This is a genomic window from Pseudomonas sp. 1912-s, from assembly GCF_029269205.1.
In the GTDB taxonomy this organism is placed as follows: domain Bacteria; phylum Pseudomonadota; class Gammaproteobacteria; order Pseudomonadales; family Pseudomonadaceae; genus Aquipseudomonas.
Window position 1 is genome coordinate 165,954 of sequence record NZ_JARIXR010000009.1, and the last position, 25,150, is coordinate 191,103.

A 25,150-nucleotide genomic window follows, 5' to 3' on the forward strand; every position below is an offset into this window, starting at 1 on the left:
CTCTCTCGCCGCAGGGGCAATGTGGCGCTCAACTGACCAAATGACGCACCGCACTGATCTGTGGAATCTCCACCCGGCGCATGTACACCCGAAGCGGTTCGGTGATGTTGATGCGATCGTCGATATTCTGGTCCAGCAACAACTGGATCCGCTCGCGGGACAAGGTCATGGCCTGCCCGTCGACCGGCAGCCAGACAAACTCGGAGGTAGGGATAATGCCGTCATCGGCCACGTCCATGCCGAAGGAATCTTCGCTGAAACGTACGATGTACTGGCCGGTCTTGCGGTTCAGGCCGACAAAACCGTGGAGTTGGTCGGCGGCCTGGCAGATAAGCTCGGAGGTGATGCGCATGGTAAACCTCACTGAAAAGTCCTACTTGGACTGGAAAGATGGTTTACACGCGTGGCAAAAAATCTGCCCTCTGATGGGGCAGCTGAGGGCAAGAGTACTGCATAGCACAGCACAAAAGCGCAGAAAAATGGCCCGTGAACACGTTAATGTCGGTTTGGTGATAGCGCCATTCGCATTCAATTGTTAAAAAGGAGCCCTTCTCAAAGTTACCTCCACGAAAGGACTTCGCATATGCCTGTCACGTTTACCAAGAGTGCCCTGCTGCTGGCCCTGATGCTGGGCCTTGGCCACGCACAGGCGGCAAGCCCGATCAGCCCTACCGAGTTGGCCACCAACGAAGGCATTCCGCACCCTGCGGTGATTGCCCACCGTGGCGCGTCCTTCGATGCACCGGAATCCACCGCCGCGGCCTACAAAGTGGCGCGCGACCTGGGTGCCGACTACCTGGAAATGGACCTGCAACGCAGCAAGGACGGCGTACTGTTCGCCCTCCATGACAACAACCTGCAACGCACCACTGACGTTGCCACCAAGTTCCCCGAGCGCAAAGACAGCCCCGCCAACGAATTCACCTGGGCCGAGCTTAAAACCCTGGACGCCGGCAGCTGGTTCAACGCCGCCTACCCGGACCGCGCCCGCCCTGGCTTCGTCGGCCTGAAAATCCTGAGCCTGGACGAAATCATCAAGATCGCCGAAGGCAACCCGCAGCACAAACCCGGCCTGTACATCGAAACCAAAGAGCCGAAGCAATTCCCGGGTATCGAAGCCGACCTGAAGAACAAGCTGCTGGATAAAGGCTGGCTGAGCTCCACCGGCTCCAACCAGGCCCAGAAAAACATCGGCGTCGGCCAGGGCAAGGGCCGCGTAGTGCTGCAAACCTTTGAGAAGGACAGCCTGAAAGAGCTGCAAAAAGAGATGCCCAACACCCCGAAAATCCTGCTGCTGTGGGTGGGTGAAGGCAGCATCGAACCGAAATCCAAGGTGACCTTCGCCGAGTCCGGCGAGCCGACCAAAGCCGCCTACTACGCCAAGCAGGAGCCCAAGGACGCCGCCGAATTCGAAAAATGGATCGACGAGGCCAAGAGCCTGGGCGCCATCGGTACCGGCCCTTCGGCACAGCTGACCAACCTGGGCGACCAGAGCTACTCCGACCTGGTCAAACCCGAGATGAACCAGTTGACCCACGACAAGGGCCTGCTGGTGCACGTGTACACCGTGGATGAGCCGGTGGACTTCGACAAGGTGATGAAGGCCGGCGTCGATGGCATCTTCACCAACCGCGCCGCTGAACTGCTGAAGTACTACAAGCGCTGGCCGTCCTCGAGCGTGGCCGACCTGCTGCAGGACAACGGTTACTGAGTGAGTTCCGAATGGTCAGGTCGCCTGTGGCTGGGGCCTGACTACGGGCTGATCCAGGGCATACCGGGGCGCACCGCGCCCCATGCGCACTATGCCCATCAGTTGATGTTCTCCCCGGGCGGGCCGATCACGGCCAGCCTCGATGGCCGTGTCACCACGGCCCATCGCCTGTTTATCCCCTCAAGAACGCCCCACGCCATCCTCCACACCGAGGGTGAGGTGTTGATGGTGTATGCCGAGCCCGGCGCGTTTGATCTCGACCTTTTGCAGGCCGCCCTCGCCGATAGCCAACTGTCCCTTGAGGCACTCGACCGCACGCTGCGGCAGTCGCCGCGACGCGCACTGGAAGACACCCGTGTGGAGCGCGCGCTGCTGGCGCTGGATCAGCAACTGAGCGGCAAGGTCTCGGCCCAGGCTCTCGCGCAGGCAGCGCACGTTTCGTTGAGCCAGTTGGAGCGCTTGTTCACCCATCAGTTGGGGTTGCCGGTGCGCCGCCTGGTGCTGTGGCGGCGCTTGCGGGTAGCGCTGGGGCTGGCGCTCGGCGGCAACACCTTGACCGAGGCGGCCCATGGCGCGGGGTTCGCCGATTCGGCGCATTTTTCCCGGACCATGAAGCAGCTATTTGGCGTCACGGCCGGGGCGTCGTTGCGCAACCTGCACGTGCGAATCCTGGAATAGACCGGCCGGAACCGGCGGTTCCTTGCTCAATCGCACGGCCCTGAACGGATCGCGCAACTGCGCCACATAATCCCGTGGAAAGTCCGGCCGGCTGCCGATCCCCAGATCGCCCTGCCCCATTCGATAGTCCTGGCGGTAAAACGCCGTCCCCAACAGCCAATCCCACAGATTGAAAAACAGCCCGAAATTCACATCCCCCGCCCGGCCATATTTCATGTGGTGAAACCGATGCACCGGCGCCCAGGCAAACACACAGCGCAGCGGCCCCAGGCGCATGTCGACGTTGGAATGCTGCAACAACAGCTGAATGGCAATCGCCAGCGCCAGCAGCAGCGCCACATCCGTGGGAATGCCCAGCAGGATCAACGGCAGCAGCCCGGCCGTGGCTTCCAGCATCTGGTGCAGCGGGTGCTTCATCAAGCCATTGAAACCGTACAGCCGCTGCACGCTGTGATGCACCGCATGCAGGCGCCACAACGCCCCGACCCGGTGACTGGCGTAATGCATCAGGGTGATGCCCGCATCGGCAATGAAAATCGCCAGCAGCAATTGCTCCCAGAGCGGCCATGCCCGTGGCCATAGACCGTCGATGGACAGCAGTGCGGTCAACCCCGGCAGGATCAACAAGCCCAATGCGTTGAGGCCTTCATTGACCAACGCATGAAGAACGTCCCGCCTGCGATCGCCCTGGTTTCGATTCCATTGGGGCTCGTAAGGCGACCACGCCTCAGCGATAAACGACACCGCCACCGCCGTTACAAACACCAGCCCCAGCCAGTGCAGCGCGCCCACCTCGACCAGCCACAACGCCCAACCGATAAATCCCGCCCAGAACACGGGCGCATAGACCCAGGTCATCAACCGTTTCATCTGTGTCTCCCATAAGTGAGACGCCAGCATGAAACCCCGCACTCGTCGCCGATTGAACAAACGGCGCAATTTTAAGGGTGAGTTAAGTTGCGCTGGTTAACCTGATCCCACTTAAACAGCTCACCCCAAAGGATGACACCATGAAAAACCTGACCGCTCTGTTCGCTGCCGCCGCCCTGACCATGACCGCCGGTTTCGCCCAGGCCGATGTTCGCCCGGACCACATTCCGAGCCTGCTCAAGTCCGGTGCCGTGATGGATTTTGAAAAACTCAACGCCAAGGCCCTGGCCCAGCACAAAGGCGCCACCATCGCTGACACCGAGTTGGAAAACGAAGCCGGTCGCCTGGTCTACGAGACCGAACTGCGTGACACCAGCAATGTGAAGTGGGACGTGAAGCTGGACGCCAAGACCGGCGAAGTCCTGGAAAACAAGCAAGACACCTGAGTTGAACCACAAAAACGCCGCGCCGCCTTCGGGCCGCGCGGCTTTTTTATGCGCGCTCGTCGCCCAGAAGAGTAAATAGTCTAATTCCCTTGCACGAAGTTGTACCTTCAACCTTCAAGGCCGCTAGAATCCCAGTTATCAGCCAAGGCACAACGCCAGCAGCATCAGGATCGAGACCGTTCGCCATGGGGCAAAGAGCCGCAGACATTGCCACCATTGGCCGAATCAGTGCTGTACCCGCCATTCTCCAGGTGATCAGCGAAATGACCGGCCTGCGGTTTGCCGCCGTGGCCCGGGTGACCGATGATTCATGGACGGCCTGTGCCGTGCTCGACCGCCTGGACTTCGGCCTGCCCGTCGGCGGCGAACTGGACCTGACCACCACCCTGTGCCACGAAATCCGGGGCTCCCACGTCTCGATCGTGATCGACAAAGCCAGCGAAGACCCGCTGTACCGCGATCACCACACCCCACGCATCTACCACTTTGAAAGCTACATCTCGGTGCCGGTGTTCCGCACCGACGGGCGTTTTTTCGGCACCATCTGCGCCCTGGACCCGAACCCGGCACAGCTGCGCAGCAGCACCATCCAGTCGACCATGGAGTCGTTTGCCCGGGTGCTGTCGCTGCAAATCGAAGCCGAAGAAAGTCTCCAGCAAACCGAGGCCGACTTGCAGCAAGAGCGGGAAACCGCCGAACTGCGGGAACAGTTCATCGCCGTACTCGGCCACGACCTGCGCAACCCGCTGTTCGCAATCAACGTGGGCGCCGAGCGCCTGTTGCGCAAACACCCGGACCCGGCCACCGACACCCTCGTGCGGCACATGCTCGCCAGCGGCCGTCGCGCCTCGCAGTTGGTGGAAGATGTACTGGACTTTGCCCGAGGGCGCATGGGCAGCGGCATCCCGGTGAACATCGGTGAATGCTCCGGGCTGGAAGACACCCTGCAGCACGTGGTGGACGAGGTGCAGCACGTTCACCCGACACGCCAGATTCACGCGCGCATCGGCAGCCTCAAGGGGGTGCAAGGCGACCGCGAACGGCTGGCGCAATTGCTCTCCAACCTGGTGGGCAATGCCATCAGCCACGGCAACCCCGAAGGGCCGGTTGAGGTCAGTGCGCAAGTCAACGACGGTACGTTCGAGCTGACGGTGAAAAACCGTGGGGTGATCAGCGATCAAGCCATCCCGCTGCTGTTCCAGCCCTACTCCCGACCGACCGGCGCCCTACCCCAGGCCGGGCTGGGCCTGGGTTTGTACATCGTCAAACAGATTGCCGACGCCCATGGCGGGCGGTTGGAGGTGTCGTCCCACGAACAGGACGGTACGGTGTTCAGCTTCAGTTTGCCCACAGGCAATTGACGCCCACCTCAAATTGTCACAAAACCGTCAAATCCAGTTGCCATGATGCGCTCAAGTGAACCTGTGAAATCTCCTACAGGCACTTTCCCTGCGAGCCTCCATGAACCACAGCATCGACCACAGCCACCAGGACTCCGACCTGTTTGGCTTGCTTTACGGTTTTCGTTTTCGCCCCGGTGAAAAGGGCGAACAGATCGACTCAGCCACCGCCCTGGCGGCCTTGCAGCAACCCGGTGACCCCGAGGAATTCCTCTGGCTGCACTTGAACCTGGCCCACGCCGCCTGCGAGCGCTGGATGCAGGGGCACCTGAACCTGCCGGAAGAATTCTTCGAAGCCTTGCACGAAGGCTCACGCTCCACCCGCATCGAACACGTGGACTCGGCCTTGCTGGCGGTGGTCAACGACGTGGTGTTCAACTTCAGCAGCATGGTGTCTTCAGACATTTCCACGTTGTGGGTCTGCGCCCGCAGTCGGCTGTTGGTCAGTGCGCGTCTGCAACCGCTGCACTCGGTGGACAAGCTGCGGTCGTCGGTGAAGGCCGGTGAGCACTTTCGCTCGCCGCTGGAACTGCTGGTGCATTTGCTGCGGGACCAGGGCGAGGTGCTGACGCAGATCGTGCGCAAGACCAGCCTGAGCGTCGACCAGATCGAAGACCAACTGCTGTCGTCACGCTTGTCCACCAACCGTGCCGAACTGGGTGCCGCGCGCCGGGTGCTGGTGCGCCTGCAACGGCTGCTGGCGCTGGAGCCCGGCTCGTTGCTGCGGCTGCTCAATCGCCCGCCGCAATGGTTGCAGAAGGAAGACGTGAAGGAGTTGCGCAAATCCACCGAGGAGTTTGCGCTGATCATCAACGACCTGATGGCGTTGGGTGAACGGATCAAGCTGCTGCAGGAAGAGATCGCCGCCAACCTCAACGAGCAGAGCAACCGCACGCTGTTCACCCTGACCGTGGTCACGGTGCTGGCGCTGCCGATCAATATCATTGCCGGTTTTTTTGGCATGAACGTCGGGGGCGTACCGCTTTCTACGGACCCCGAGGGCTTCTGGATCCTGGTGGCACTGGTGGCTACGTTCACCCTGATTGCCGGGCGTTGGGCGTTCCGCAAGCGCAAGGATTATTGAAATTCAGGGGGTTGCAGACCAGTGGCAGCCCCTTTCACCTAAACACTGACTTACCGCAGCATCTCTGTAACATTTTGCAATGATCATGACCGACATCCTCCCCAACACTGGATGTTCCGGCATGGCAACCCCTTCGCTGACCGCCTCCACCTCCTCCGCTACAACCGATCCCAAACCGCGCCTGGACAAGAAACCGGGCCTGGTGACGGTGATCATTTTCTTCGCCGTGCTCGCCATGGGCCTGTTGTTCACCGCCTACAGCCTGATGCACGACATGCACGAACTGGGCACGGTGGTCACCACCTGGACGCCGTTCCTGCTGTTGGGTGTGGCGCTGTTGATCGCCCTGGGCTTTGAGTTCGTCAACGGCTTCCACGACACCGCCAACGCCGTGGCCACGGTGATCTACACCAACTCGCTGCCGCCGCATTTCGCGGTGGTGTGGTCGGGCTTTTTCAACTTCCTCGGTGTGCTGCTGTCCAGCGGCGCGGTGGCGTTCGGCATCATCGCCCTGCTGCCGGTTGAGCTGATTTTGCAGGTCGGCTCCTCCGCCGGCTTTGCGATGATCTTCGCGCTGTTGATCGCCGCGATCCTGTGGAACCTCGGCACCTGGTGGCTGGGCTTGCCAGCGTCGTCGTCCCACACGCTGATCGGCTCGATCATCGGCGTGGGCGTGGCCAACGCGCTGATGCACGGCCGCGACGGTACCAGCGGTGTGGATTGGGGCCAGGCGATCAAGATCGGTTATGCGCTGCTGCTGTCGCCGCTGATCGGCTTCGCCTTCGCCGCGCTGCTGTTGCTGGCGCTGCGGGCCTTTGTGAAAAACCGTTCGCTGTACAAGGCACCCAAAGGCGACACCCCGCCGCCATGGTGGATTCGCGGCATGCTGATCGCCACCTGCACCGGCGTGTCGTTTGCCCACGGTTCCAACGACGGCCAGAAAGGCATGGGCCTGATCATGTTGATCCTGGTGGGCACCCTGCCGATGGCCTACGCGTTGAACCGCACCATGCCGGCGGGTGAGTCATTGCAGTTTGCCGCCGTGGCCGAAGTGACCCAGGCCGCCCTGGTGAAAAGTGCCCCGCAACTGGCACCTGCCGACTCCCGCGCCACCCTGTCGACCTATGTGCGCACCAAGGAAGCCACGCCGGAACTGGTGCCCGCCCTCGCCGCCATCACCGGGCATATCGGTGAAGAAGTGAAGAGCTACGGCTCCCTCGCGGCCGTACCGGTGGAAGCCGTGGGCAACGTGCGTAACGACATGTACCTGACCAGCGAAACCATCCGCCTGATGGACAAGGGCAAGGTCGGCAACTTCGACGCCGACACCCAGAACAAGCTGCAACTGTTCAAGCAACAGATCGACAGCGCCACACGGTTTATTCCGCTGTGGGTCAAGATCGCGGTGGCCATCGCCCTGGGGCTGGGGACCATGGTCGGCTGGAAGCGCATCGTGGTGACGGTGGGCGAGAAGATCGGCAAGACCCACCTGACCTACGCCCAGGGCGCCTCGGCCGAGATGGTGACGATGCTGACCATCGGCGCGGCGGACATCTATGGCTTGCCGGTGTCCACCACCCATGTGCTGTCGTCGGGTGTGGCCGGGACCATGGTGGCGAATGGGGGTGGCTTGCAGATGAAGACCATCCGCAACTTGCTGATGGCCTGGGTGCTGACCTTGCCGGCGGCGATTCTGTTGTCGGGCAGCCTGTATTGGCTGTTTACCCAGTTGTTCTGACACAGCCCGATAAAAATGTGGGAGCTGGCTTGCCTGCGATAGCGGTGGTGACTGATACACCGCTATCGCAGGCAAGCCAGCTCCCACAGGGGTTCGGCGGCGTTCTCAGGTATTAAACAACCCACCCATCACCCTCAACCGCTTCTTGTACACCCGCCGCGCCTCCAGTGCTTCCTCCAGCGTCACCGCCACAAACCCCGCCCGCTGGTTCGGCTGCATCTGCCCGATCAGATCCAGATCGGCACTGATCACCGTGCCAATCATCGCGTAGCCGCCACCCGACACCGCATCCCGATGCAGCACGATCGGCTCCAGCCCGGCCGGTACCTGGATCGAGCCGATGGGGTAGCAACTGTCGACGATGTTCGACGGATCAGACCCGGCACCAAACGGCTGTTCCCGTGGCTGAAAGCTCAAGGCGCTGCCGCCCTTGAAGCGATAGCCGATGCGGTCCGCTTCCGAACCGACCGTCCAGGGTTCGGCAAAAAAGCTGCTTTTTGCGCCGGGTGTCAGTCGCTCGTAATACAGCCCCGGTACCACCCGCAGGGTCACGTCGCCGCCTACCGATTGGCGCAACGCCATGGGCAAACTGTTCCCCGCCCGGCCTTTGCCACTGGCCTCGCCGACCGGCAGTTCATCACCTTCTACCAGTCGCCGCCCCTGAAACCCGCCCAAGGCGCCAAGGGTGTAAGTGGAACGACTGCCGAGTACCAGCGGCACATCGATGCCACCGGCCACCGCCAGGTAAGTCCGCGCACCGGCCTTGGGGAATTCGAAGCGCAGCACTTGCCCGGCACGCACTTGAAACGCGGTGTCCTGATGCACCACCACACCGTCCAGGCGCGGCGACATCAGCGCCCCGCACAGCGCCACCAATGCATCCTGTTGAAACTCCAGCTCCGGCCCGATCAACGTGCATTCCAAGCCGGCAGCACCGGCCGGGTTGCCCACCAGATGGTTGGCCGCGCTCAAGGCGTATTGGTCCAGCGCGCCGGACGGCGGGATGCCCAGGTGGTAATAACCTTCGCGGCCAAGGTCCTGCACCGAGGTGGCGAGGCCAGGTTTGAGTACCTTGATCATGCCAGCGCCTCCTGCAGGGTTTTCGGGTAGCCAATGGGGTCGGCAAGAAAGGCATCGAGGGAAAATTCCACCGGACGGATGCGCAGGTCAAAACGCCCTGCATCCACTTCAGCCACGGCCAGGTCATAGGCGTCGCGGTCCATGGGTTTGAACTGCACGATGTCGCCGGGGCGGAAGAACACCATGTGCTCTTTCAGGTAAGCCAGTTGCTGTTGCGGGTCGTAGATCGGTGCCGGGGTGACGCCGAACATCTGGTAACCGCCGGCGCCGCGTACCGAGTAGATACAGCCGAAGCAGCCGCCGTGGCCGAGGGTCAATTTTGGCGTGTCGGTGCGCGGGCGCAGGTACTTGGGCACCTGCAACTGCCGCTCGCGCTCGACCATCTGGAACATGAACGGCAGGCCCGCCACAAACCCCACCATCGAGACAAACCATGGCGCGCCACTGTGGGCGGCGATAAACGCCTCCACGTCCGCCAGGCCATTGATCCGTGCGGCGTACTCCAGGTCGGTGCCGGTCGGGTCCTGATGGCGGTCGCGAAAACGCATCAGGGTTTCATGGGTCCAGGGGTCGTTGTACAGCACCGGAATTTCAATGATGCGGGTGTGCAAGGTGCGTTCGGCCACCGCCAGAGCTTCGGCGCTTTGCACGGCGTCGAGCAGCACGTGAGGCGCGATGCGGTCCGGGTCGAAGCGAATCTGGAACGAGGCATTCGCCAGGCAAACGTCCAGCACGCCGTCCAGGGCCAGGCGTTCCACCGCGCGGGTCACGGCCATGCCCTTGAAGAAGGCCTCCAGGGACATGCTCTCACTGACCTCGGCAAACAGGTGTTCATCACCGCCAAAGCTGTAGCGGATCGGGGAAGATTCGGCCATGTCTGTTCCTCTTGGAATCATTGTAGAAAGGCAGGCAAAAAATCATGAGTGTTGGCAGAAGTAGTCATTGTGGCGAGGGGGCTTGTCCCCCGTTGGGCTGCGTAGCAGCCCCAAAACCTGACCTTGAATGCTGCCTGGGGAAACTCCGTGGGCTTATAGGGGCTGCTGCGCAGCCCAACGCGGGGCAAGCCCGCTCACCACAACAATCCCCGCCTTATCCAAGGCTTCACGGGTGGCTTCCACCAGTTCAAGGGCCCCGGGGGTGTCGCTGTGCAGGCAGATGGAATCGAATTCGATAAACAGGTCTTCCCCTTCGACGGTACGCACCAGCCCGGTCTGACACGCCCGCAGGACCCGCGCCGCCACCGTCGCAGGATCCAGCGCGCGCACATTGCGGGTAAACACGATGGAGCCCGTGAGATCGTACTCACGGTCGGCGTAAAACTCCCGCACCACCGGCTGGCCCAGTTCCTTGGCAATACGCCAGATCACCGAGTTGGGCATGCAATACAGCAACAAGGTGGGCTCCAGCCGTTGCAGGTTTTCCACCAGCAAGCGTGCCGCTTCTTCGTCCCGGGCCAGGTGCATGTAGAGCGCGCCGTGGGGTTTGATGTGTTGCAGCGTCAGGCCCTGCGCCCGGGCGATTTCCCGCAAGGCGCCAAGCTGATAGAGCATATCGTCCACCAGCTCCTGGGCCGGGGCATTGATATGGCGACGGCCGAAACCCACCAGGTCACGAAAGCCCGGGTGCGCCCCAATCGCCACGCCCAGTTGCTTGGCGCGCTCGACCGTGCGACGCATGGTGCCCGGGTCGCCGGCGTGGAAGCCGGTGGCGATGTTGGCCGAGCTAATGTACGCCATCAGTTCACTGTCGACGCCGTCGCCGATGGTCCAGGGGCCAAAGCCTTCGCCCATGTCCGAATTGAAATCCACTGCCTGCATCGGGGTCGCTCCGTTGAAGTTCATGCCATGGAAATTAGGCTGCGGCTTGACCCCTTGGGAAGATCTATTATCAGATGGCCCATCTTCTGAAAATCAGATACCCGCCATGTCCCTGACCCTGCGCCAAATCCGCTACTTCGTCGCCACCGCCGAAATCGGCCAGATCTCCCAGGCGGCGATTCACCTGAACATCTCGCAGTCCGCGGTGACCACTGCGATCAAGGAGCTGGAAGCGATGCTCGGCGCCCAGCTGTTTGTGCGCTCGGCCCAGGGCATGAGCCTGACCGACGCCGGGCGGCATTTTCTCAACCGGGCCTACGTGATTGTGCGCAGCGTCGACGATGCCCTGAACAGCCCGCTGCCGGACTACCGCGCCAGCGGCGTATTGCGGGTGGCGGCCAGCTACACCGTGCTCGGCTACTTCCTGCCGCACCATTTGCAGCGCATGGAACACTGGCACCCGGACGTGACCATCGAGGTGTTCGAACAGGAACGCCAGGCGATCGAACACGGCCTGCTCAACGGCCAGTTCGACATGGCCGTGGTGCTCACCGCCAACCTCACACACCCGGATATCGTCTCGGAAATCCTCTTCAACTCCGAGCGCCGCCTGTGGCTGCCCAGCCATCACCCGTTGTGCGAGCGCCCCGCCGTCAGCCTCGCGGACGTGGCCAGGGAACCTTACATTTTCCTCACCGTCGACGAAGCCGAACAAAGCGCCATGCGCTACTGGGAGCAGGCCGGGCAAACACCCAAGGTGCGGTTGCGCACCAGCTCGGTGGAGGCGGTGCGCAGCATGGTTGCCAATGGCAGCGGCGTGGCGATTTTGTCGGACCTGGTGCATCGCCCGTGGTCACTGGAAGGCAAGCGCATCGAAACCGTGAGCGTGACGGACAAGGTCACCCCCATGAGCGTCGGCCTGGCCTGGCACCGCGAGCGTGAGTTCACTCCGGCGATGCAGGCATTCCGTGATTACTTCCACGATGCGTTCCTTGCGCCGCAGCAGTTGTCAGCCCGGCGTTAAACGCGAATTGCAAGGTAGCAGCCAGCCAGTCCATGAACACCCGCACCCGCAGCGGCAAATGCCGTTGGCCGGCGTACAGCAGGGACACGTCCAGCGCGGGGGCCGGATAGTCCGGCAGCACCGAAACCAACTCGCCGCTGGCCAATAGATCGAGAATGCCCAGGGCTGGCACTTGGGTCAGGCCGAAGCCACCCACGCACGCGGCCCTGTAAGCGTCGGTGCTGTTGACGGTGACGCGCCCGGCCATGGGGATCCGGTGCACCTTGTTGCCTTGCACGTACTCAAACCCTGGCGAGCGCGAACCCAGCGGGCGTACGTAATGCACCAGATGATGGTCGGCCAAATCGTCCAGCGTCTGAGGGACGCCGTAGCGTTCCAGGTAGGTGCGACTCGCGCAGTTGATCATCGGCATGCTGAACAGCAACCGGGCCACCACCGACTGGTCCGGCTGTGCGCCCACACGCAATACGCAGTCAAAACCCTCGGCCAACAGGTCAACCTGGCGGTCGGTGCTGCTGATCTCCATCTCGATCAGCGGGTGCTGGTCCATGAATTCCGGCAGGCGCGGCAGGATCAGTTCGCGGGCCATCACGTTGGGCATGTCCACCCGAACCCGTCCCGCCAACTGCGCCTCATCCTGACGAAACAAGCCTTCCAGTTCCTCCATGTGGGACAGCAAGTCCTTGCTGCGCTCGTACAACACGCGGCCGTCCTGGGTGGCCTGCACCTTGCGCGTGGTGCGCTGCAACAGGCGCGCGCCCAACAGTTCTTCCAGCGCCTGCACATGCTCGGAAACCGTAGAGCGCGGCAGGTCCAGGCTCTCGCCCGCCCGGGTGAAACTCGACAGTTCGGTGACGCGCACGAAGGTGCGCAGCAGCTCAAGTTTGTTCATGGATTGTTCGCCTTATCCGGCCAGTGATTCCGGTATAGCGCTGTTTATCACGTTATGGGCGGACAAATACACTCAATCCCACGAACATTCACACGCTCCGAGGACTACACCATGACCCGTAAAATCGCATTGATCACCGGCGCCAGCCGCGGCCTGGGCAAAAGCGCTGCGCTGCACCTGGCGGCACAGGGCGTCGACATCATCGGCACCTACAACCGCGCGGCGGACGAAGCCCAAGCCGTGGTCGCCCAAGTCGAATCACTGGGCGGCAAGGCGGCCATGCTGCAACTGGACGTCAGCCAGAGTTCTACCTTTGAGGCGTTCACCGCCCAGGTCGGCGCAGTATTGAAAGACGTGTTCGGTCAGGCGCACTTCAACTTCCTGATCAACAATGCCGGGATCGGCGCCCATGCCAGCTTCGCTGAAACCACCGAAGCGCAGTTCGACCAACTGGTGGCGATTCACTTCAAGGGCCCGTTTTTCCTGACCCAGAAACTGCTGCCGCTGATCAGCGACGGTGGCCGCATCATCAACATCTCCAGCGGCCTGGCGCGCTTCAGCCTGCCGGGTTACTCGGCCTATGCCTCGATGAAAGGCGCGGTGGAAGTACTGACCCGCTACCAGGCCAAGGAACTGGGCGCCCGCGGGATTACCGTCAACACCCTGGCCCCCGGCGCGATTGCCACCGATTTCAGCGGCGGCGTGGTGCGGGACAACCCGGACGTGAACGCCATGGTCGCCAACAACACCGCCCTGGGTCGCGCGGGCTTGCCGGATGACATTGGCGGGGCGATCTCCACCCTGCTGGCCGATGGCAGCAACTGGATCACCGGGCAACGGGTCGAGGCCTCCGGCGGGATGTTTCTGTAACCCGGTCTGATTCTCCGCTAGCATCAATGCTTTCGGATACCTGACAGGCAATCACCCATGAGTTTTGATCCAGGACTGGCCGGCGGCATGGGCGTACTGGCCGCCGTGGTCGACAGCGGCAGTTTTGCCCGCGCCGCCGACAGCCTGGAGATGACGCCTTCGGGGGTCAGCCGGGCGATTTCCCGGTTGGAAAAACGCTTGGGCATCCGCCTGTTCGACCGCACTACCCGCTCGGTGCAATTGACCGACGAGGGCCGGCGTTTCTACCAGGAAATCGCCCCGCTGCTGGCCGGCCTGGAAGAGGCCGCCAGCTCGGCGGCCGACAGCGCCCTGACGGTACGCGGACGGCTGCGGGTGAATATCGACCCGTACTTCTCGCGGCTGGTGCTGGGGCCGGTGCTCGGTGAATTCATGGGCCAATACCCGCAGCTGCAGTTGGACCTGCACACGCGGGATCAGCTCGGGGACCTTGTGGCGGATGGCTTTGACCTGGCCATCCGTTTTGGCATTCCGCAATCCTCCTCGTTGATCGCCCGCAAGCTGATGGAGGTGCGAGTGCTGACGTTGGCCTCGCCGGCTTATCTTCAGCGCCATGGTCGCCCGGCCCATCCAATGGACCTGGAAGACGGCCAGCACGTGTGCATCGACTTTCGCGACTCCCAGACCGGCCGGCCATTTGGCTGGGAATTCCACCGCCCCGGCGAGCAAGTCAACGTCGCCACCCGCGGGCGGCTGGTGGTCAACGATGCCGGGACCTTATACAGCGTGTGCGAACACGGGCATGCGGTGGCGCAGATGCTCGACCTTGGGCTGGCGCCGGCGCTGGAGTCGGGCGCGCTGGTGGAGCTGTTTCCCGACTGGCCCGACGAGCGTTTCCCGTTGTATGCCTTCTACCCGTCGCGGCATTTGCCGGCGGCCAAGGTGCGGGCATTCCTCGATTTTGTGGCCTCGCTACACCCCCTGTAGGAGCTGGCTTGCCGGCGATGACGTATCCAAAATCGCCATCGCCGGCAAGCCGGACTCCTACGCGGTGCGCATCCGTTTCTGCATGATCCTTTCCCGCACCGCGTCATACGCCCAGTGATACACGTAGGTATACGGCAGGAAAAACAGCAACACACCGATGTCGAGGATAAACGCCTGCATCAGGCTGATGTTCAGCCACCAGGCGATCAACGGAACGCAGATCGCCACCAGGCCGCCTTCAAACATCAACGCATGCAGCACGCGGGTCCAGGCCCCGCCAGACAGTTGCAGGCGCGCCTTGAGACGGTCGAACAGGCCATTGAAAATCACGTTCCAGGCCAGCGCCATGAGGCTGATGGCCAAGGTCACCATGCCCATCTCCAGGGCCGGTTTATCCATGATCCACGCCAGCAGTGGCGTACAGATCATTAAGGCCAGGCCTTCAAAACCAATGGCTTGCCAAACGCGTTCAGTAATCGACTTGGTGGGTGTCATGACCCGTTCTCCGTGAGTGACGATGGTTGCCATCATTACCCTTTAACCCGATACTTCATAATCAATAACCATCGATCAAGGCGATAGTCATGGCCTCACATGAAGTGCTTCAGGCGTTTGTGCAGGCGGCGACCCAGGGTTCGTTTTCCGCAGCGGCGCGCAAGCTGGGCAAGAGCCAGTCCACCGTCAGCGCGGCAGTGGCGAGCCTGGAGATTGACCTGGACGTGGTGCTGTTTGATCGCAGCAGCCGCAAGCCGACGCTGACGCCGGCCGGGCATGTACTGCTGCAACGCGCCGAGCAGGTGCTGGAAGCCAGTAGCCGCCTGGAGTTGGCGGCCAGCCAGTTATCCCAGGGGCTGGAGCCCAAGCTGAGTATCGCGATGTCCGATACCTATCAATCGGACCGTTTCGAAACCGCCCTCAGCGCCTTTGAGCAACGCTACCCGGACCTGGAACTGGAATGCCTGATCGCCGAATGCGAAGACTTGATCGCCCTGGTGCAAAGCGGCCGGGCGCAGATTGCGTTTATCGAAATGCAGGAGGTCTACCCGCCGGACCTCACCAGCACCGCCGTGGAAGAGCGCACGGAAATCGCGCTGTTTGTCGCCCCCAAACATCCGCTGGCGAACCTTGCGGACATCGACCAGCAAACCCTGGAACAACACCGCGAACTGCGCCTGGCGAGCATCATCAACCCGAATGAAACCCGTGGCCTGGGTCGTGTGTGGTCGGCGCCCAGTTACCTGATGCTGATGGAAATGGCGCAGTTGGGTTTCGGCTGGGCGCCTCTGCCGCGCTGGCTGGTGGAGCGGTTTGGGGGTGACCACCTGTGTGAAATCAAGGCTCGAGGCTGGCCGCGTTCGGTGGCGGTAGATGCATTGTGGTCACGCCAGCATCCGCCCGGCCCGGCAGGCAGTTGGCTGCTGGGCAAGATGCTGGAATAACGCCGGAACACACTATTCGGAACAATGAAGATCAAATGTGGGAGCTGGCTTGCCAGCTCCCACATTGGATTGGCGGTGCACTCAAAGGCGCAGTCAGGCCGCTTCAATCTGCGGCGGGCGGTTGCTCTGGAAGTATTCATGCAGCGCCCGCAACGCCGGCAACTCCAGGGCCTGGGCGGCAAAGCACAACCCCACCCGGCGCGTCGGTGCCGGCAGGTGCCACGGGCGAATCACTACCCCGGCGCGCTCCGCCGCCAGCGACTGCGGCAACATCGCTACACCCACTCCCGCCGCCACCATGTGCAAGGCCTGGGTCAACGAACCGGCATGCCCGGCCACCGCCTGGGGCGAACGCCCGTACAGGGCCATCAGCCGTTGATGGGAATCATGCTGCGGGCAGGTGATCCAGTCTTCGATCGGCGCCCAGGCCTGTTCTTTTCCACCCGCCGCCATCGGGTGCGCAGCCGGCAGCGCCATGACGTAGGACTCTTCCCAAAGCGGCAGGAACAATTCGTCCTCGCAGCACATTTCCTCCACGGCCAGGCGACCTTCTCCTTCGCAGCCTTCCTGCAAGGTCAGCAGCAAACCCGGCAGGCCCTGGTGCGCCATGCGCAGGAAGGTTTCGATCTGGCTGTCGGCAATGTCGCCCTCCACCCCCAGTTCCAGGGCGATGCGGTTTTCGCGCCCGCGAAACAGCCGGCTCAACGCATCGGCCTCGGCCACCATGCGCCGCGCCTGCGGGTACAGCACCCGCGCTTCATCACTGACCTCAACCCCACGGGGCTGACGCAGGAACAGCGCCACGCCCAACTCTTCTTCCAGTTGCTTGATGGTCACCGACAACGTCGGCTGGCTGATGAACAGGCGCTGGGCGGCGGCGGTGATATTGCGCTCTTCGAACACCGCGAGAAACGCCCTGAGATGACGCACATCCATAGTTATTACCGATGACAGACAGAGGAATAAGGCATTTTTCAGCCACCCAAGGGCTAAATATACTGCGCCCCACGTTCAGTTATTTGTTTTTCTTATCTCAGGAGTTCCACCATGAGCAAGCCCTTGATCATCATCACCGGCGCCAGTTCGGGCATTGGCGAAGCGACTGCGCGCTTGCTGTCGGCCGCCGGCCACCCGCTGTTGTTGCTGGCACGTCGCATCGACCGGCTGAATGCCCTGAACCTGCCGAACACCCTGAGCCGCGGTGTCGACATCACCGACCGCGCCGCGCTGGTGGCGGCGGTGAAAGAAGCCGAAGCCCAGTTCGGCCCGGCCGACGCGCTGATCAACAATGCCGGCGTGATGCTGCTGGGCGCCGTCAGCGAACAGGACCCGGCGCAGTGGGAGCAGATGCTCGACGTCAACGTGAAAGGCCTGCTGAACGGCATTCATGCGGTGGCCGGCAGCATGGTCGAGCGCAAGGGCGGCACTATCATCAACGTCAGCTCGGTGGCCGGGCGCAAGACCTTCCCGAACCACGTTGCGTATGTCGGCACCAAGTTTGCCGTGCACGGGATTTCGGAAAATCTGCGGGAAGAATTGTCGCCTCACAACGTGCGCGTGATCACCATTGCGCCGGGCGCGGTGGAAACCGAACTGCTGAGCCACACCACCGATGAAGCTATCAAGACCGGCTACCAGGCATGGAAACAGGACATGGGCGGCACCGTGCTGAGCGCCGACGACGTGGCCTCGGCGATTGCCTATGCATACCAGCAGCCGCAGCATGTGTGCATTCGCGAGATCGTGTTGGCGGCGACGCGTCAGCAGCCGTAAGAAGCCAAGGCAGACAACACAAATCCACTGTGGGAGCTGGCTTGCCTGCGATAGCGGGGTATCAGCAACAGTTGTATGGCTGACCCACCGCTATCGCAGGCAAGCCAGCTCCTACAGTGGATCGCATTTCAGTCTCACAGGCTATTTGAATTCCGCCAGGCGCCGCTCGATAAACCGTTGTTCGGGCGCTTGCCGGGTCAATGCCAGCGCCAATTCAAACGCCCGCCGCGCGTCCTCCATCCGCCCCAGCCGCCGGCAAAATTCGCCCCGCGCCGAGTGCGCCAGGTGATAGTCGACCAACTCTCCCCGCGCCAGAATCCCGTCCACCAACTCCAGTCCCGCCAACGCCCCATCGCGCATCGCAACGGCCACCGCGCGATTCAGCTCGATCACCGGCGACGGCACCGCCGTTAGCAGCACGTCATAAAGCCCGACGATCTGCGGCCAGTCGGTCTCATCAGCGCTCGCCGCTTCAGCATGCACCGCCGCAATCGCCGCCTGCAGGCTGTAGGGCCCGAAGCCTCGCGAGGTCAGGGCTTTCTCCACCAGGGCAGATCCTTCAGCGATCAACGAAGCGTCCCACAGCGAACGGTCCTGCTCATCCAGCAACACCAACTCACCACCCGCCGAGGTGCGTGCCGGGCGCCGGGATTCGTGGAGCAGCATCAGCGCCAGCAAGCCCATCACTTCCGGCTCCGGCAACAATTCCATCAGCAAGCGGCCCAGTCGAATCGCTTCGCGGGTCAGGTCTTCCCGGGTCAAATCAGTGCCCATGGACGCCGAATACCCTTCGTTGAACACCAGGTAAATCACCCGCAGCACGCTGTCCAGGCGCTCGGGTAATTCCGCCAGGGATGGCACTTGATAGGGGATTTTCGCCTCGCGAATCTTGCCCTTGGCCCGCACGATGCGCTGGGCGATGGTGGCGGGCGTGGCGAGAAACGCCCGGGCGATTTCCTCGGTGGTGAGGTCGCAGATCTCACGCAAGGTCAGCGCCGCCTGGGCATCGGCCGCCAGCGCCGGGTGGCAGCAGGTAAAGATCAGGCGCAGGCGGTCATCTTCCACGTCTTCGGCGCTCCAGTCGGCGTCTTCCAGTTCATCGGCCTGAGCCAGCAACTGGTTCTGGTGCGCGGCAAAACGGGCCTGGCGGCGCAGGCGGTCGATGGCCTTGAAGCGCCCGGTCGAGACCAGCCAGGCCCGGGGATTGTCGGGCACACCGTCCTGCTCCCAGCGCTCGACCGCGACGAAAAACGCCTCGTGCAAGGCTTCCTCAGCCAGGTCGAAATCGCCGAGCAGGCGAATCAGGGTCGCGAGGATGCGCCGCGATTCGCTGCGATAAACCGCTTCGACCCGGGCCTGCACCGTCAATCGCGCATGCCTTCAGTCACAAGCGTCACCAGGCGGTCCAGGCTCTGGCCCCAGCCCTCGTGAAAGCCCATGGCTTCGTGAGCCTGCTTGGTTTCAGCGCTCCAGTGCATGGCACGGGCGGTATAAAGCGTCTTGCCATCGACGTCTTCAAAGGTCACTTCGGCGGTCATGAACGGCTGGCCCGAAGGAATCCAGCCGGGGGTGAAGGCATCGGTAAACACCAGCCGACTGGGGGCGGTAATTTCGAGGAATACGCCCTGGGTCGGGTACTCGCTGCCGTCGGGCGCGCGCATCAGCGTGCGAAACTGCCCACCTACCCACAGGTCCATTTCGCACTCGGGGGTGGTCATGCCGTGTGGGCCCCACCACTGTTGCAACAAGGCGGGTTCGGTCCAGGCGCGGAACACCCGGCTGCGCGGGGCATCGATCAAGCGACTGATGGACAGTTCAAATTCGGCGGGTTTGGGTTGATGAGTCATGGGAAAACCTCCTGAGTTTTATTGTTGTGATCAGAGATTCAGTTCACGCACCGGGCGTACTTCCACACTGCCGACCCGGGCCGCCGGAATGCCGCCGGCCACCTGGATCGCTTCATTCAGGTCCTTGGCTTCGATCAGGTAAAACCCGGCGAGCTGCTCCTTGGTTTCGGCAAACGGCCCGTCGGTGATCGACAGCTTGCCGTTGCGCATGCGCACGGTGGTCGCGGTGGTCACCGACTCCAACGGTTCGGCGGCCAGCAACCGCCCGCTGGCCTGCACGGCGGCACCATAGGCAAAACATTCCGGGTCCTTGGGGCTGTCGGGCGAATCATGCAGCACCTGCTCGTTGCTATAGATCAGGCAGAGGTATTTCATGGGATTCTCCGTTTTCGGACAACTGACTATAGTTCGCGGCGTTCAAGGTTTCAGGTCGAACAGACCGGCGCCGGTTTCCATGTCGAAGGGTGCCGACCAATGTTCATGCACCACTTTCCACTCCCCGCCAACGCGCTGGTAACCGGCGCTGACGCGCATCCAGCAGGTCTTGAGCACACCGTCGGGCCCGGTGCCGCCACAGTGCGCCAGCCAGTGGGCAAAGGCGCTGTTATCGGCGGCGACGATATGCAGCTCGTGGAAGTCAAAGACCCCGGGGCCCGGGCAGAACTCCATGCACGCCTTCCAGTGCGCCTGGTAGGCGGCCTTACCCTTGAACTGCAGGGCGTTAACGGCGTCGAACGAGACGATATCGTCGGCGTAAAAGCTGACAATCTTCTCAACGTCCTTGGCGATGACCGCCTGTTTCCATTGTTCGATCAAGCTGTTGATTGCAGTGCTCATGGCGATACTCCTTGCGGGAAAAATCACTGAAGACACCCTTAGTCGACTGGGATATCGGCCAATCGACAGTCCCGCGAAAAATAATTGCGAATACCGCAAACCCGCTAGAATCCGCGCTTCTTTGTAGGATTTCGGATGCTACGCCGATGGAAACTCGCCTCGTTCCCTATGAGACGTTGACTGCCCTGCAGCAACAGCAACTCGGCACCCTGGAAGTGCATCCCGAACAACTGGCGTTTTCCGGCGATATCTACTGTGCGCTGAACACTCTGCTGGCCAAGCCGAGCCCCGGCGTGGCGGGTTTTGCCCTACTCGCCGACGAGATTCCCGTGGCGTTCCTGCTGCTCAAACGCCCGCCCTGCCTGCCCCATTGGGCCGATGAACACAGCGCCACGCTGCATGCACTGCAAGTCGACCGCCATCAACAGGGCCAGGGGTTTGGCAAAGCCTGCCTGCAGGCCCTGCCAGCGGCTGCGCGCCTGGTATGGCCGCAGATCAAGGCACTGGAACTGTCGGTGGACACGGACAATGTGGCGGCGATGGGGCTGTATTTGCAGCAGGGCTGGGTGGACAGCGGTGAGGCGTACAAGGGGCGGATTGGGTATGAGCGCCGGTTGGCGTGGGTGTTTTAAACAACGAGGAGGTGGTGAAATGCTAACAACCCTGGAACAACTCGAGTCCCTCTATGGCCTCCCCCACGAGCGGGCCGTGCGCAAGGAAATTCCGTTCCTCAACGAGGATTACCAGGCGATGGTCCGCGCGTCACCCTTGGTGGTGGTGAGTTCGTCCGGCCCGGACGGCATTGATGGCTCGCCCCGCGGCGATGTGCCAGGGTTTGTACGAATCATCGACGAGCGCACGTTGGCGATTCCGGATCGGCCAGGGAATAACCGCCTCGACACCTTGCGCAATCTGGTGGTGGATCCGCGTATTGCGCTGCTGTTCATCATTCCGGGGATTGGCGAGACATTGCGGGTCAATGGTCGCGCGCAGATTTCCATCGAGCCCGAGTTGCTGGAGAGCTTTGCGGTGAATGGCAAAGCGGCCCGCTCGGTGATCCTGGTACAGGTGGAAGCGGCGTATTTCCATTGTTCCAAAGCCTTCGTGCGCTCCGATTGCTGGAACCCGGAAAAGCATCTGGATCGCTCGGCACTGCCCAGCGCCGGGGCGTTTCACAAGCGGCTGAACGACGGGGCGTTTGACGCCGAAGCCTATGACCGGGAAATGCCGGAGCGGGTCAAGGCCACGTTGTATTGAGAGGCCGTTGCAAAAGCCTTGCCGGCCCTTGGGCCAAATTCGTGGGCCGGCACGCACTACCTGTTATTTCTAACAGCTATCCACCCGATGGTTTGTGAGATGTACTGCTGTTCCCACGTAGTCGCTTCGTGATGTCGAACAAGCAGGTATGGAGGACTTCCCCCCACAAGGAGCCCCATCATGGCCAACTCCCAAAACATTGCCGGCAGTTTTGATACAAGCTTTGGCACAGACCGCAACGGCACCGTTCGCCTGGAATTGCTGGCCGGGTTCACCCGGTTGCTCAAGGACCAGACACTGCTCACCGTAGGCAACAAGCGAAAATCCCAAACCGAATATATCGTTGAGGCGGTAAAACACCATGCCGACGGGTATTACGATAAAGCGCTGGCCGAAACGTCCATAAACGGTTTTAACCTGTTCGCGGCCCTGACAGTACAGGCAGACGATAAGTACCTGGTGTTATGGGGCCTGCTCAACGGGGCCCACTATGATGCCCACCTCACGCGCTTCACCAAAGAAGGCGATCCCGACCCACAGTTCAACCCTGGCAACAACGGTACCGTACGGCTTGATGTCGCTGTCGAGGACGATCTGCTGGGAAAACGAGGCTTGAAGGTCCGAGACAAAGACGGCGCCGTCTATGTGGCGTTCGAAATTCACGAACACGACAGCATCATTATCAAGATCGATAAAAACGGAGGTACCGACCCGCTTTTTGGTGACGGAACCGGGCGGGTATACGTGCCCGACACACAACTGCGCGCCCTGGCATTTTCGTACGACGATCACCTGTTGGTCGCAGGCAACACCAGAGACAAAGCCCTTATCAGTTGCTACGACAACAGGGGTTCGCTGGTGACAGGTTTTGGCAGTGGCGGCCATGTTGAGCTGGGCTCCGCAGATACCGGCAACCCGCTTAGCGTCTTCAGCATTGTGGTGGACGATCAACATCGGATCACCGTAGCAGGGTCCAACGCAAAACTGCGACAAACCCATAACTTCGTCGCCAGTTTCACCGCCAGCGGGCAACCCGACCCCACGTTCAACCAGGACGTTCCCGTGCACACCACTGTTGAAGATGGCTCGTATGTGAGCCACGTGGTCCAGCGCGACGGAAAAGTCGTGGTATTGGCCCGGGAACAAGCAACGGGCTTAACCACAAAACTGGTGAGATACACTCGGGCCGCTCACAAGGACCCCGCATTTGGTAATGCCGGCGTTGCGCCGGTCTATACGAGGCAGGACAGTCCACTGCGGTCTTATGTCGACACCGTCGAGTTGCAACAACCGGGGGAAAAATTCCTGGTATCCGGTCCCAACGCAACCTACTACACCTATATCGCGCGCCTGCTCAACGACGCCTGAGTGACCGGCACCCGGGTGGGGAATTCTCCCACCCGGAACCTCAAGTCATCAGAGCTTTTCTATCGGTATCCAGATTTCCACGGAGCCCGTACCCTTGCCCACATCGAAGTCGGCGCTGTAACGCTCAAAATCGGCCCCGATCACCTTGTGGCCGGAACCCGGTAGCCACTCGAACATGATGCGTTCATAGGTCTGCGCCAGCGCCTGCACTGGGCCGTAATGCGGGAACACCGCATAGCGATGGGCGGGAATTTCAATCGACTCGAAGTTGCTCGGCACATCGCCCTTGGTCGGCACTTCGACGCCCGCCAGGTAGTCGAATTCATCGTGTTTGGCGTTGTAGCACACGCCGTAAGTCACGCCGCCCACACGCTGCTTGATCTCTTTGAAGCAGCTGTCGAACAGTTCCCACAACTTGGGAATATCTCCCAGCGTGGCCTTTGAATAACGCCCTTGCACACCCGCGATCACCAGGGCCTTGCCCTCTTCCATGTGCGGCTGTAATGGCAGTTTTGTCTGTTGATCCATCTGAACAGTCTCCTTCTTATGAGGGAACAAACCCGCGTCGAGTATAGGGGCATATCCCCGCCGTACTCCAAGCAGAAATTTTTGCCGCAACATCTGGACAATTGGCCATCATCGACCGTATTGTCTGCCCCGCAGGCCACCGCAGTGGCCGACGTCGCTCGGACGGTTCCGGGCGCTTACGTATTTCGAGGCAACAATGGCCGACCAAGGTTCGCCGCGCCGCTTTGCGCGCATAGATCGACTCCCCCCTTACGTTTTCAATATCACTGCCGAGCTGAAGATGGCTGCGCGTCGGCGCGGCGAAGACATCATCGACTTGAGCATGGGTAACCCTGACGGCGCCACGCCACCGCACATCGTGGAAAAAATGGTCACCGTCGCCCAACGCGAAGACACCCACGGTTACTCCACCTCCAAAGGCATTCCGCGTCTGCGCCGGGCGATTTCGCGCTGGTACAAAGACCGCTATGAAGTGGACATCGACCCGGAAACCGAAGCCATCGTGACCATCGGTTCCAAGGAAGGCCTGGCGCACTTGATGCTGGCCACCCTGGACCAGGGCGACACGGTGCTGGTGCCCAACCCCAGCTACCCGATTCACATCTACGGTGCCGTGATTGCCGGCGCCCAGGTGCGCTCGGTGCCGCTGATTCCGGGCGTGGATTTCTTCGCTGAACTGGAGCGCGCGATTCGCGGCTCGATCCCCAAGCCGAAGATGATGATCCTCGGCTTCCCGTCCAACCCCACCGCGCAGTGCGTGGAGCTGGACTTCTTCGAACGGGTGATCGCCCTGGCCAAACAGTACGACGTGCTGGTGGTGCATGACCTGGCCTACGCCGACATCGTCTACGACGGCTGGAAAGCCCCCTCGATCATGCAGGTGCCGGGCGCCAAGGACATTGCGGTGGAGTTTTTCACCCTGTCCAAGAGCTACAACATGGCCGGCTGGCGCATTGGTTTCATGGTGGGCAACCCGGAACTGGTCAACGCCCTGGCGCGGATCAAGAGTTACCACGACTACGGCACCTTCACCCCGCTGCAAGTGGCGGCGATTGCGGCGCTGGAAGGCGATCAGCAGTGCGTGAAAGACATTGCCGAGCAGTACCGCCAGCGCCGCAACGTGCTGGTCAAAGGCCTGCATGAGCTGGGCTGGATGGTCGAGAACCCGAAGGCATCGATGTACGTCTGGGCGAAAATCCCCGAGGCGTATGCCGCGATGGGTTCGCTGGAGTTTGCCAAGAAGCTGCTGCTGGAGGCGAAGGTGTGTGTGTCGCCGGGGATCGGCTTTGGTGAGTATGGCGACGATCACGTGCGCTTTGCGCTGATCGAAAACCAGGACCGGATTCGCCAGGCGGTGCGGGGCATCCGGGCGATGTTCCGGGCGGATGGGCTGGTCAAGAAAGCTGACGCCTGACCCGATCCAACTGCCGGAACCCAATCAATGTGGGAGCTGGCTTGCCTGCGATAGCGGTGTTGAATTCACCATCGCCATCGCAGGCAAGCCAGCTCCCACATTTTGTTTTGC

General features: G+C 61.7%; 28 protein-coding genes. 15 read left to right on the forward strand and 13 right to left on the reverse strand.

All coding sequences use genetic code 11. From position 1 onward, the window contains the following. Positions 1–28 precede the first annotated feature (28 nt). Complete coding sequence (locus tag P3C29_RS14240; RefSeq protein WP_010169801.1) at positions 29–352, reverse strand: DUF2025 family protein; 324 nt, start codon at positions 350–352, stop codon at positions 29–31. A gap of 231 nt (positions 353–583) precedes the next feature. Here P3C29_RS14240 and P3C29_RS14245 point away from each other — a divergent pair, with 231 nt between their 5' ends. Next, a complete protein-coding gene (locus P3C29_RS14245; RefSeq protein WP_275964758.1) occupies positions 584–1,711 on the forward strand; it encodes a glycerophosphodiester phosphodiesterase in 1,128 nt (375 codons plus the stop codon). Continuing rightward, positions 1,712–2,389 carry an AraC family transcriptional regulator gene (locus P3C29_RS14250; RefSeq protein WP_275964759.1) on the forward strand — a complete coding sequence of 226 codons (678 nt, stop codon included), beginning with the start codon at positions 1,712–1,714 and terminating at the stop codon, positions 2,387–2,389. It begins immediately after the preceding gene. On the opposite strand, the gene P3C29_RS14255 is transcribed toward P3C29_RS14250, so the two are convergent. Then, positions 2,330–3,259, reverse strand: a complete 930-nt coding sequence (locus tag P3C29_RS14255; protein ID WP_201125126.1) for a sterol desaturase family protein — start codon at positions 3,257–3,259, stop codon at positions 2,330–2,332. The two genes, P3C29_RS14250 and P3C29_RS14255, sit on opposite strands and share 60 nt — an antisense overlap. A 140-nt stretch (positions 3,260–3,399) precedes the next feature. Between P3C29_RS14255 and P3C29_RS14260 the strand changes: the two genes are divergently transcribed. From P3C29_RS14260 to P3C29_RS14275, 4 genes are all read left to right on the forward strand, one after another. Continuing rightward, entirely contained in the window at positions 3,400–3,705 is a 306-nt protein-coding gene (locus tag P3C29_RS14260; protein WP_010169805.1) for a PepSY domain-containing protein, read from the forward strand. Positions 3,706–3,890: 185 nt separating this feature from the next. After that, complete coding sequence (locus P3C29_RS14265) at positions 3,891–5,066, forward strand: GAF domain-containing sensor histidine kinase (protein WP_275964760.1); 1,176 nt, start codon at positions 3,891–3,893, stop codon at positions 5,064–5,066. Positions 5,067–5,166: 100 nt separating this feature from the next. After that, on the forward strand, positions 5,167–6,189 hold the full coding sequence (locus P3C29_RS14270) for a transporter (protein ID WP_010169807.1): 1,023 nt from the start codon (positions 5,167–5,169) through the stop codon (positions 6,187–6,189). A 121-nt stretch (positions 6,190–6,310) separates the two neighbouring features. Continuing rightward, positions 6,311–7,927 (forward strand): inorganic phosphate transporter, encoded by a 1,617-nt coding sequence (locus tag P3C29_RS14275; protein WP_275964761.1) that lies wholly within the window; start codon positions 6,311–6,313, stop codon positions 7,925–7,927. Between the two features lie 105 nt (positions 7,928–8,032). Here the strand turns inward: P3C29_RS14275 and P3C29_RS14280 are convergent, their stop codons facing one another. From P3C29_RS14280 to P3C29_RS14290, 3 genes are all read right to left on the reverse strand, one after another. Next, positions 8,033–9,007 (reverse strand): biotin-dependent carboxyltransferase family protein, encoded by a 975-nt coding sequence (locus tag P3C29_RS14280; protein ID WP_201125129.1) that lies wholly within the window; start codon positions 9,005–9,007, stop codon positions 8,033–8,035. Beyond that, positions 9,004–9,882: an allophanate hydrolase subunit 1 gene (locus P3C29_RS14285; RefSeq protein ID WP_010169810.1), complete on the reverse strand. Its 879-nt coding sequence runs from the start codon at positions 9,880–9,882 to the stop codon at positions 9,004–9,006. Before P3C29_RS14285 ends, P3C29_RS14280 begins: the two co-directional genes overlap by 4 nt. 153 nt (positions 9,883–10,035) lie before the next feature. After that, the gene (locus P3C29_RS14290) at positions 10,036–10,824 is read right to left on the reverse strand and encodes a 5-oxoprolinase subunit PxpA (RefSeq protein ID WP_010169811.1); all 789 of its coding nucleotides are present in this window, start codon (positions 10,822–10,824) and stop codon (positions 10,036–10,038) included. Between the two features lie 106 nt (positions 10,825–10,930). Between P3C29_RS14290 and P3C29_RS14295 the strand changes: the two genes are divergently transcribed. After that, positions 10,931–11,848, forward strand: a complete 918-nt coding sequence (locus P3C29_RS14295) for a LysR family transcriptional regulator (protein WP_010169812.1) — start codon at positions 10,931–10,933, stop codon at positions 11,846–11,848. On the opposite strand, the gene P3C29_RS14300 is transcribed toward P3C29_RS14295, so the two are convergent. After that, positions 11,769–12,740: a LysR family transcriptional regulator gene (locus P3C29_RS14300; RefSeq protein WP_275964762.1), complete on the reverse strand. Its 972-nt coding sequence runs from the start codon at positions 12,738–12,740 to the stop codon at positions 11,769–11,771. The genes P3C29_RS14295 and P3C29_RS14300 overlap by 80 nt on opposite strands. 111 nt (positions 12,741–12,851) lie before the next feature. Between P3C29_RS14300 and P3C29_RS14305 the strand changes: the two genes are divergently transcribed. Then, on the forward strand, positions 12,852–13,610 hold the full coding sequence (locus P3C29_RS14305) for an SDR family oxidoreductase (RefSeq protein ID WP_275964763.1): 759 nt from the start codon (positions 12,852–12,854) through the stop codon (positions 13,608–13,610). Positions 13,611–13,667: 57 nt separating this feature from the next. Next, complete coding sequence (locus P3C29_RS14310) at positions 13,668–14,576, forward strand: LysR family transcriptional regulator (protein ID WP_275964764.1); 909 nt, start codon at positions 13,668–13,670, stop codon at positions 14,574–14,576. A 57-nt stretch (positions 14,577–14,633) separates the two neighbouring features. Here the strand turns inward: P3C29_RS14310 and P3C29_RS14315 are convergent, their stop codons facing one another. Beyond that, entirely contained in the window at positions 14,634–15,071 is a 438-nt protein-coding gene (locus P3C29_RS14315) for a multidrug/biocide efflux PACE transporter (protein ID WP_275964765.1), read from the reverse strand. Positions 15,072–15,160: 89 nt separating this feature from the next. On the opposite strand from P3C29_RS14315, the gene P3C29_RS14320 reads away from it, so the two are divergent. Next, positions 15,161–16,015, forward strand: coding sequence for a LysR family transcriptional regulator (locus tag P3C29_RS14320; protein WP_010169817.1), 855 nt, complete (start codon positions 15,161–15,163; stop codon positions 16,013–16,015). 93 nt (positions 16,016–16,108) lie between these two features. Here the strand turns inward: P3C29_RS14320 and P3C29_RS14325 are convergent, their stop codons facing one another. Beyond that, complete coding sequence (locus P3C29_RS14325; protein ID WP_275964766.1) at positions 16,109–16,951, reverse strand: LysR family transcriptional regulator; 843 nt, start codon at positions 16,949–16,951, stop codon at positions 16,109–16,111. Between the two features lie 111 nt (positions 16,952–17,062). Between P3C29_RS14325 and P3C29_RS14330 the strand changes: the two genes are divergently transcribed. Continuing rightward, positions 17,063–17,788 (forward strand): SDR family oxidoreductase, encoded by a 726-nt coding sequence (locus tag P3C29_RS14330; RefSeq protein WP_275964767.1) that lies wholly within the window; start codon positions 17,063–17,065, stop codon positions 17,786–17,788. A gap of 141 nt (positions 17,789–17,929) precedes the next feature. Here P3C29_RS14330 and P3C29_RS14335 read toward each other — a convergent pair whose 3' ends face one another. Genes P3C29_RS14335 through P3C29_RS14350 form a run of 4 tightly spaced genes read right to left on the reverse strand, consistent with a single transcriptional unit; the run spans position 17,930 to position 20,472 of the window. After that, positions 17,930–19,156: an RNA polymerase sigma factor gene (locus P3C29_RS14335; protein WP_275964768.1), complete on the reverse strand. Its 1,227-nt coding sequence runs from the start codon at positions 19,154–19,156 to the stop codon at positions 17,930–17,932. Next, positions 19,153–19,635, reverse strand: coding sequence for an SRPBCC family protein (locus P3C29_RS14340; RefSeq protein WP_275964769.1), 483 nt, complete (start codon positions 19,633–19,635; stop codon positions 19,153–19,155). Before P3C29_RS14340 ends, P3C29_RS14335 begins: the two co-directional genes overlap by 4 nt. Positions 19,636–19,665: 30 nt before the next feature. After that, the gene (locus tag P3C29_RS14345; RefSeq protein ID WP_169386078.1) at positions 19,666–20,010 is read right to left on the reverse strand and encodes a YciI family protein; all 345 of its coding nucleotides are present in this window, start codon (positions 20,008–20,010) and stop codon (positions 19,666–19,668) included. A gap of 42 nt (positions 20,011–20,052) precedes the next feature. Continuing rightward, complete coding sequence (locus tag P3C29_RS14350) at positions 20,053–20,472, reverse strand: nuclear transport factor 2 family protein (protein WP_275964770.1); 420 nt, start codon at positions 20,470–20,472, stop codon at positions 20,053–20,055. Between the two features lie 146 nt (positions 20,473–20,618). Here P3C29_RS14350 and P3C29_RS14355 point away from each other — a divergent pair, with 146 nt between their 5' ends. From P3C29_RS14355 to P3C29_RS14365, 3 genes are all read left to right on the forward strand, one after another. Then, on the forward strand, positions 20,619–21,104 hold the full coding sequence (locus P3C29_RS14355; protein ID WP_201125138.1) for a GNAT family N-acetyltransferase: 486 nt from the start codon (positions 20,619–20,621) through the stop codon (positions 21,102–21,104). A 19-nt stretch (positions 21,105–21,123) separates the two neighbouring features. Beyond that, positions 21,124–21,729 (forward strand): pyridoxamine 5'-phosphate oxidase family protein, encoded by a 606-nt coding sequence (locus P3C29_RS14360; protein WP_063027754.1) that lies wholly within the window; start codon positions 21,124–21,126, stop codon positions 21,727–21,729. Positions 21,730–21,909: 180 nt separating this feature from the next. Next, positions 21,910–23,097 carry a hypothetical protein gene (locus tag P3C29_RS14365; RefSeq protein WP_275964771.1) on the forward strand — a complete coding sequence of 396 codons (1,188 nt, stop codon included), beginning with the start codon at positions 21,910–21,912 and terminating at the stop codon, positions 23,095–23,097. 48 nt (positions 23,098–23,145) lie between these two features. Here the strand turns inward: P3C29_RS14365 and P3C29_RS14370 are convergent, their stop codons facing one another. Further along, positions 23,146–23,625 (reverse strand): GyrI-like domain-containing protein, encoded by a 480-nt coding sequence (locus P3C29_RS14370; RefSeq protein ID WP_275964772.1) that lies wholly within the window; start codon positions 23,623–23,625, stop codon positions 23,146–23,148. A 196-nt stretch (positions 23,626–23,821) separates the two neighbouring features. Between P3C29_RS14370 and alaC the strand changes: the two genes are divergently transcribed. Then, positions 23,822–25,039, forward strand: coding sequence for an alanine transaminase (alaC, locus tag P3C29_RS14375; protein WP_076015830.1), 1,218 nt, complete (start codon positions 23,822–23,824; stop codon positions 25,037–25,039). The last annotated feature ends 111 nt before the right edge of the window (positions 25,040–25,150 follow it).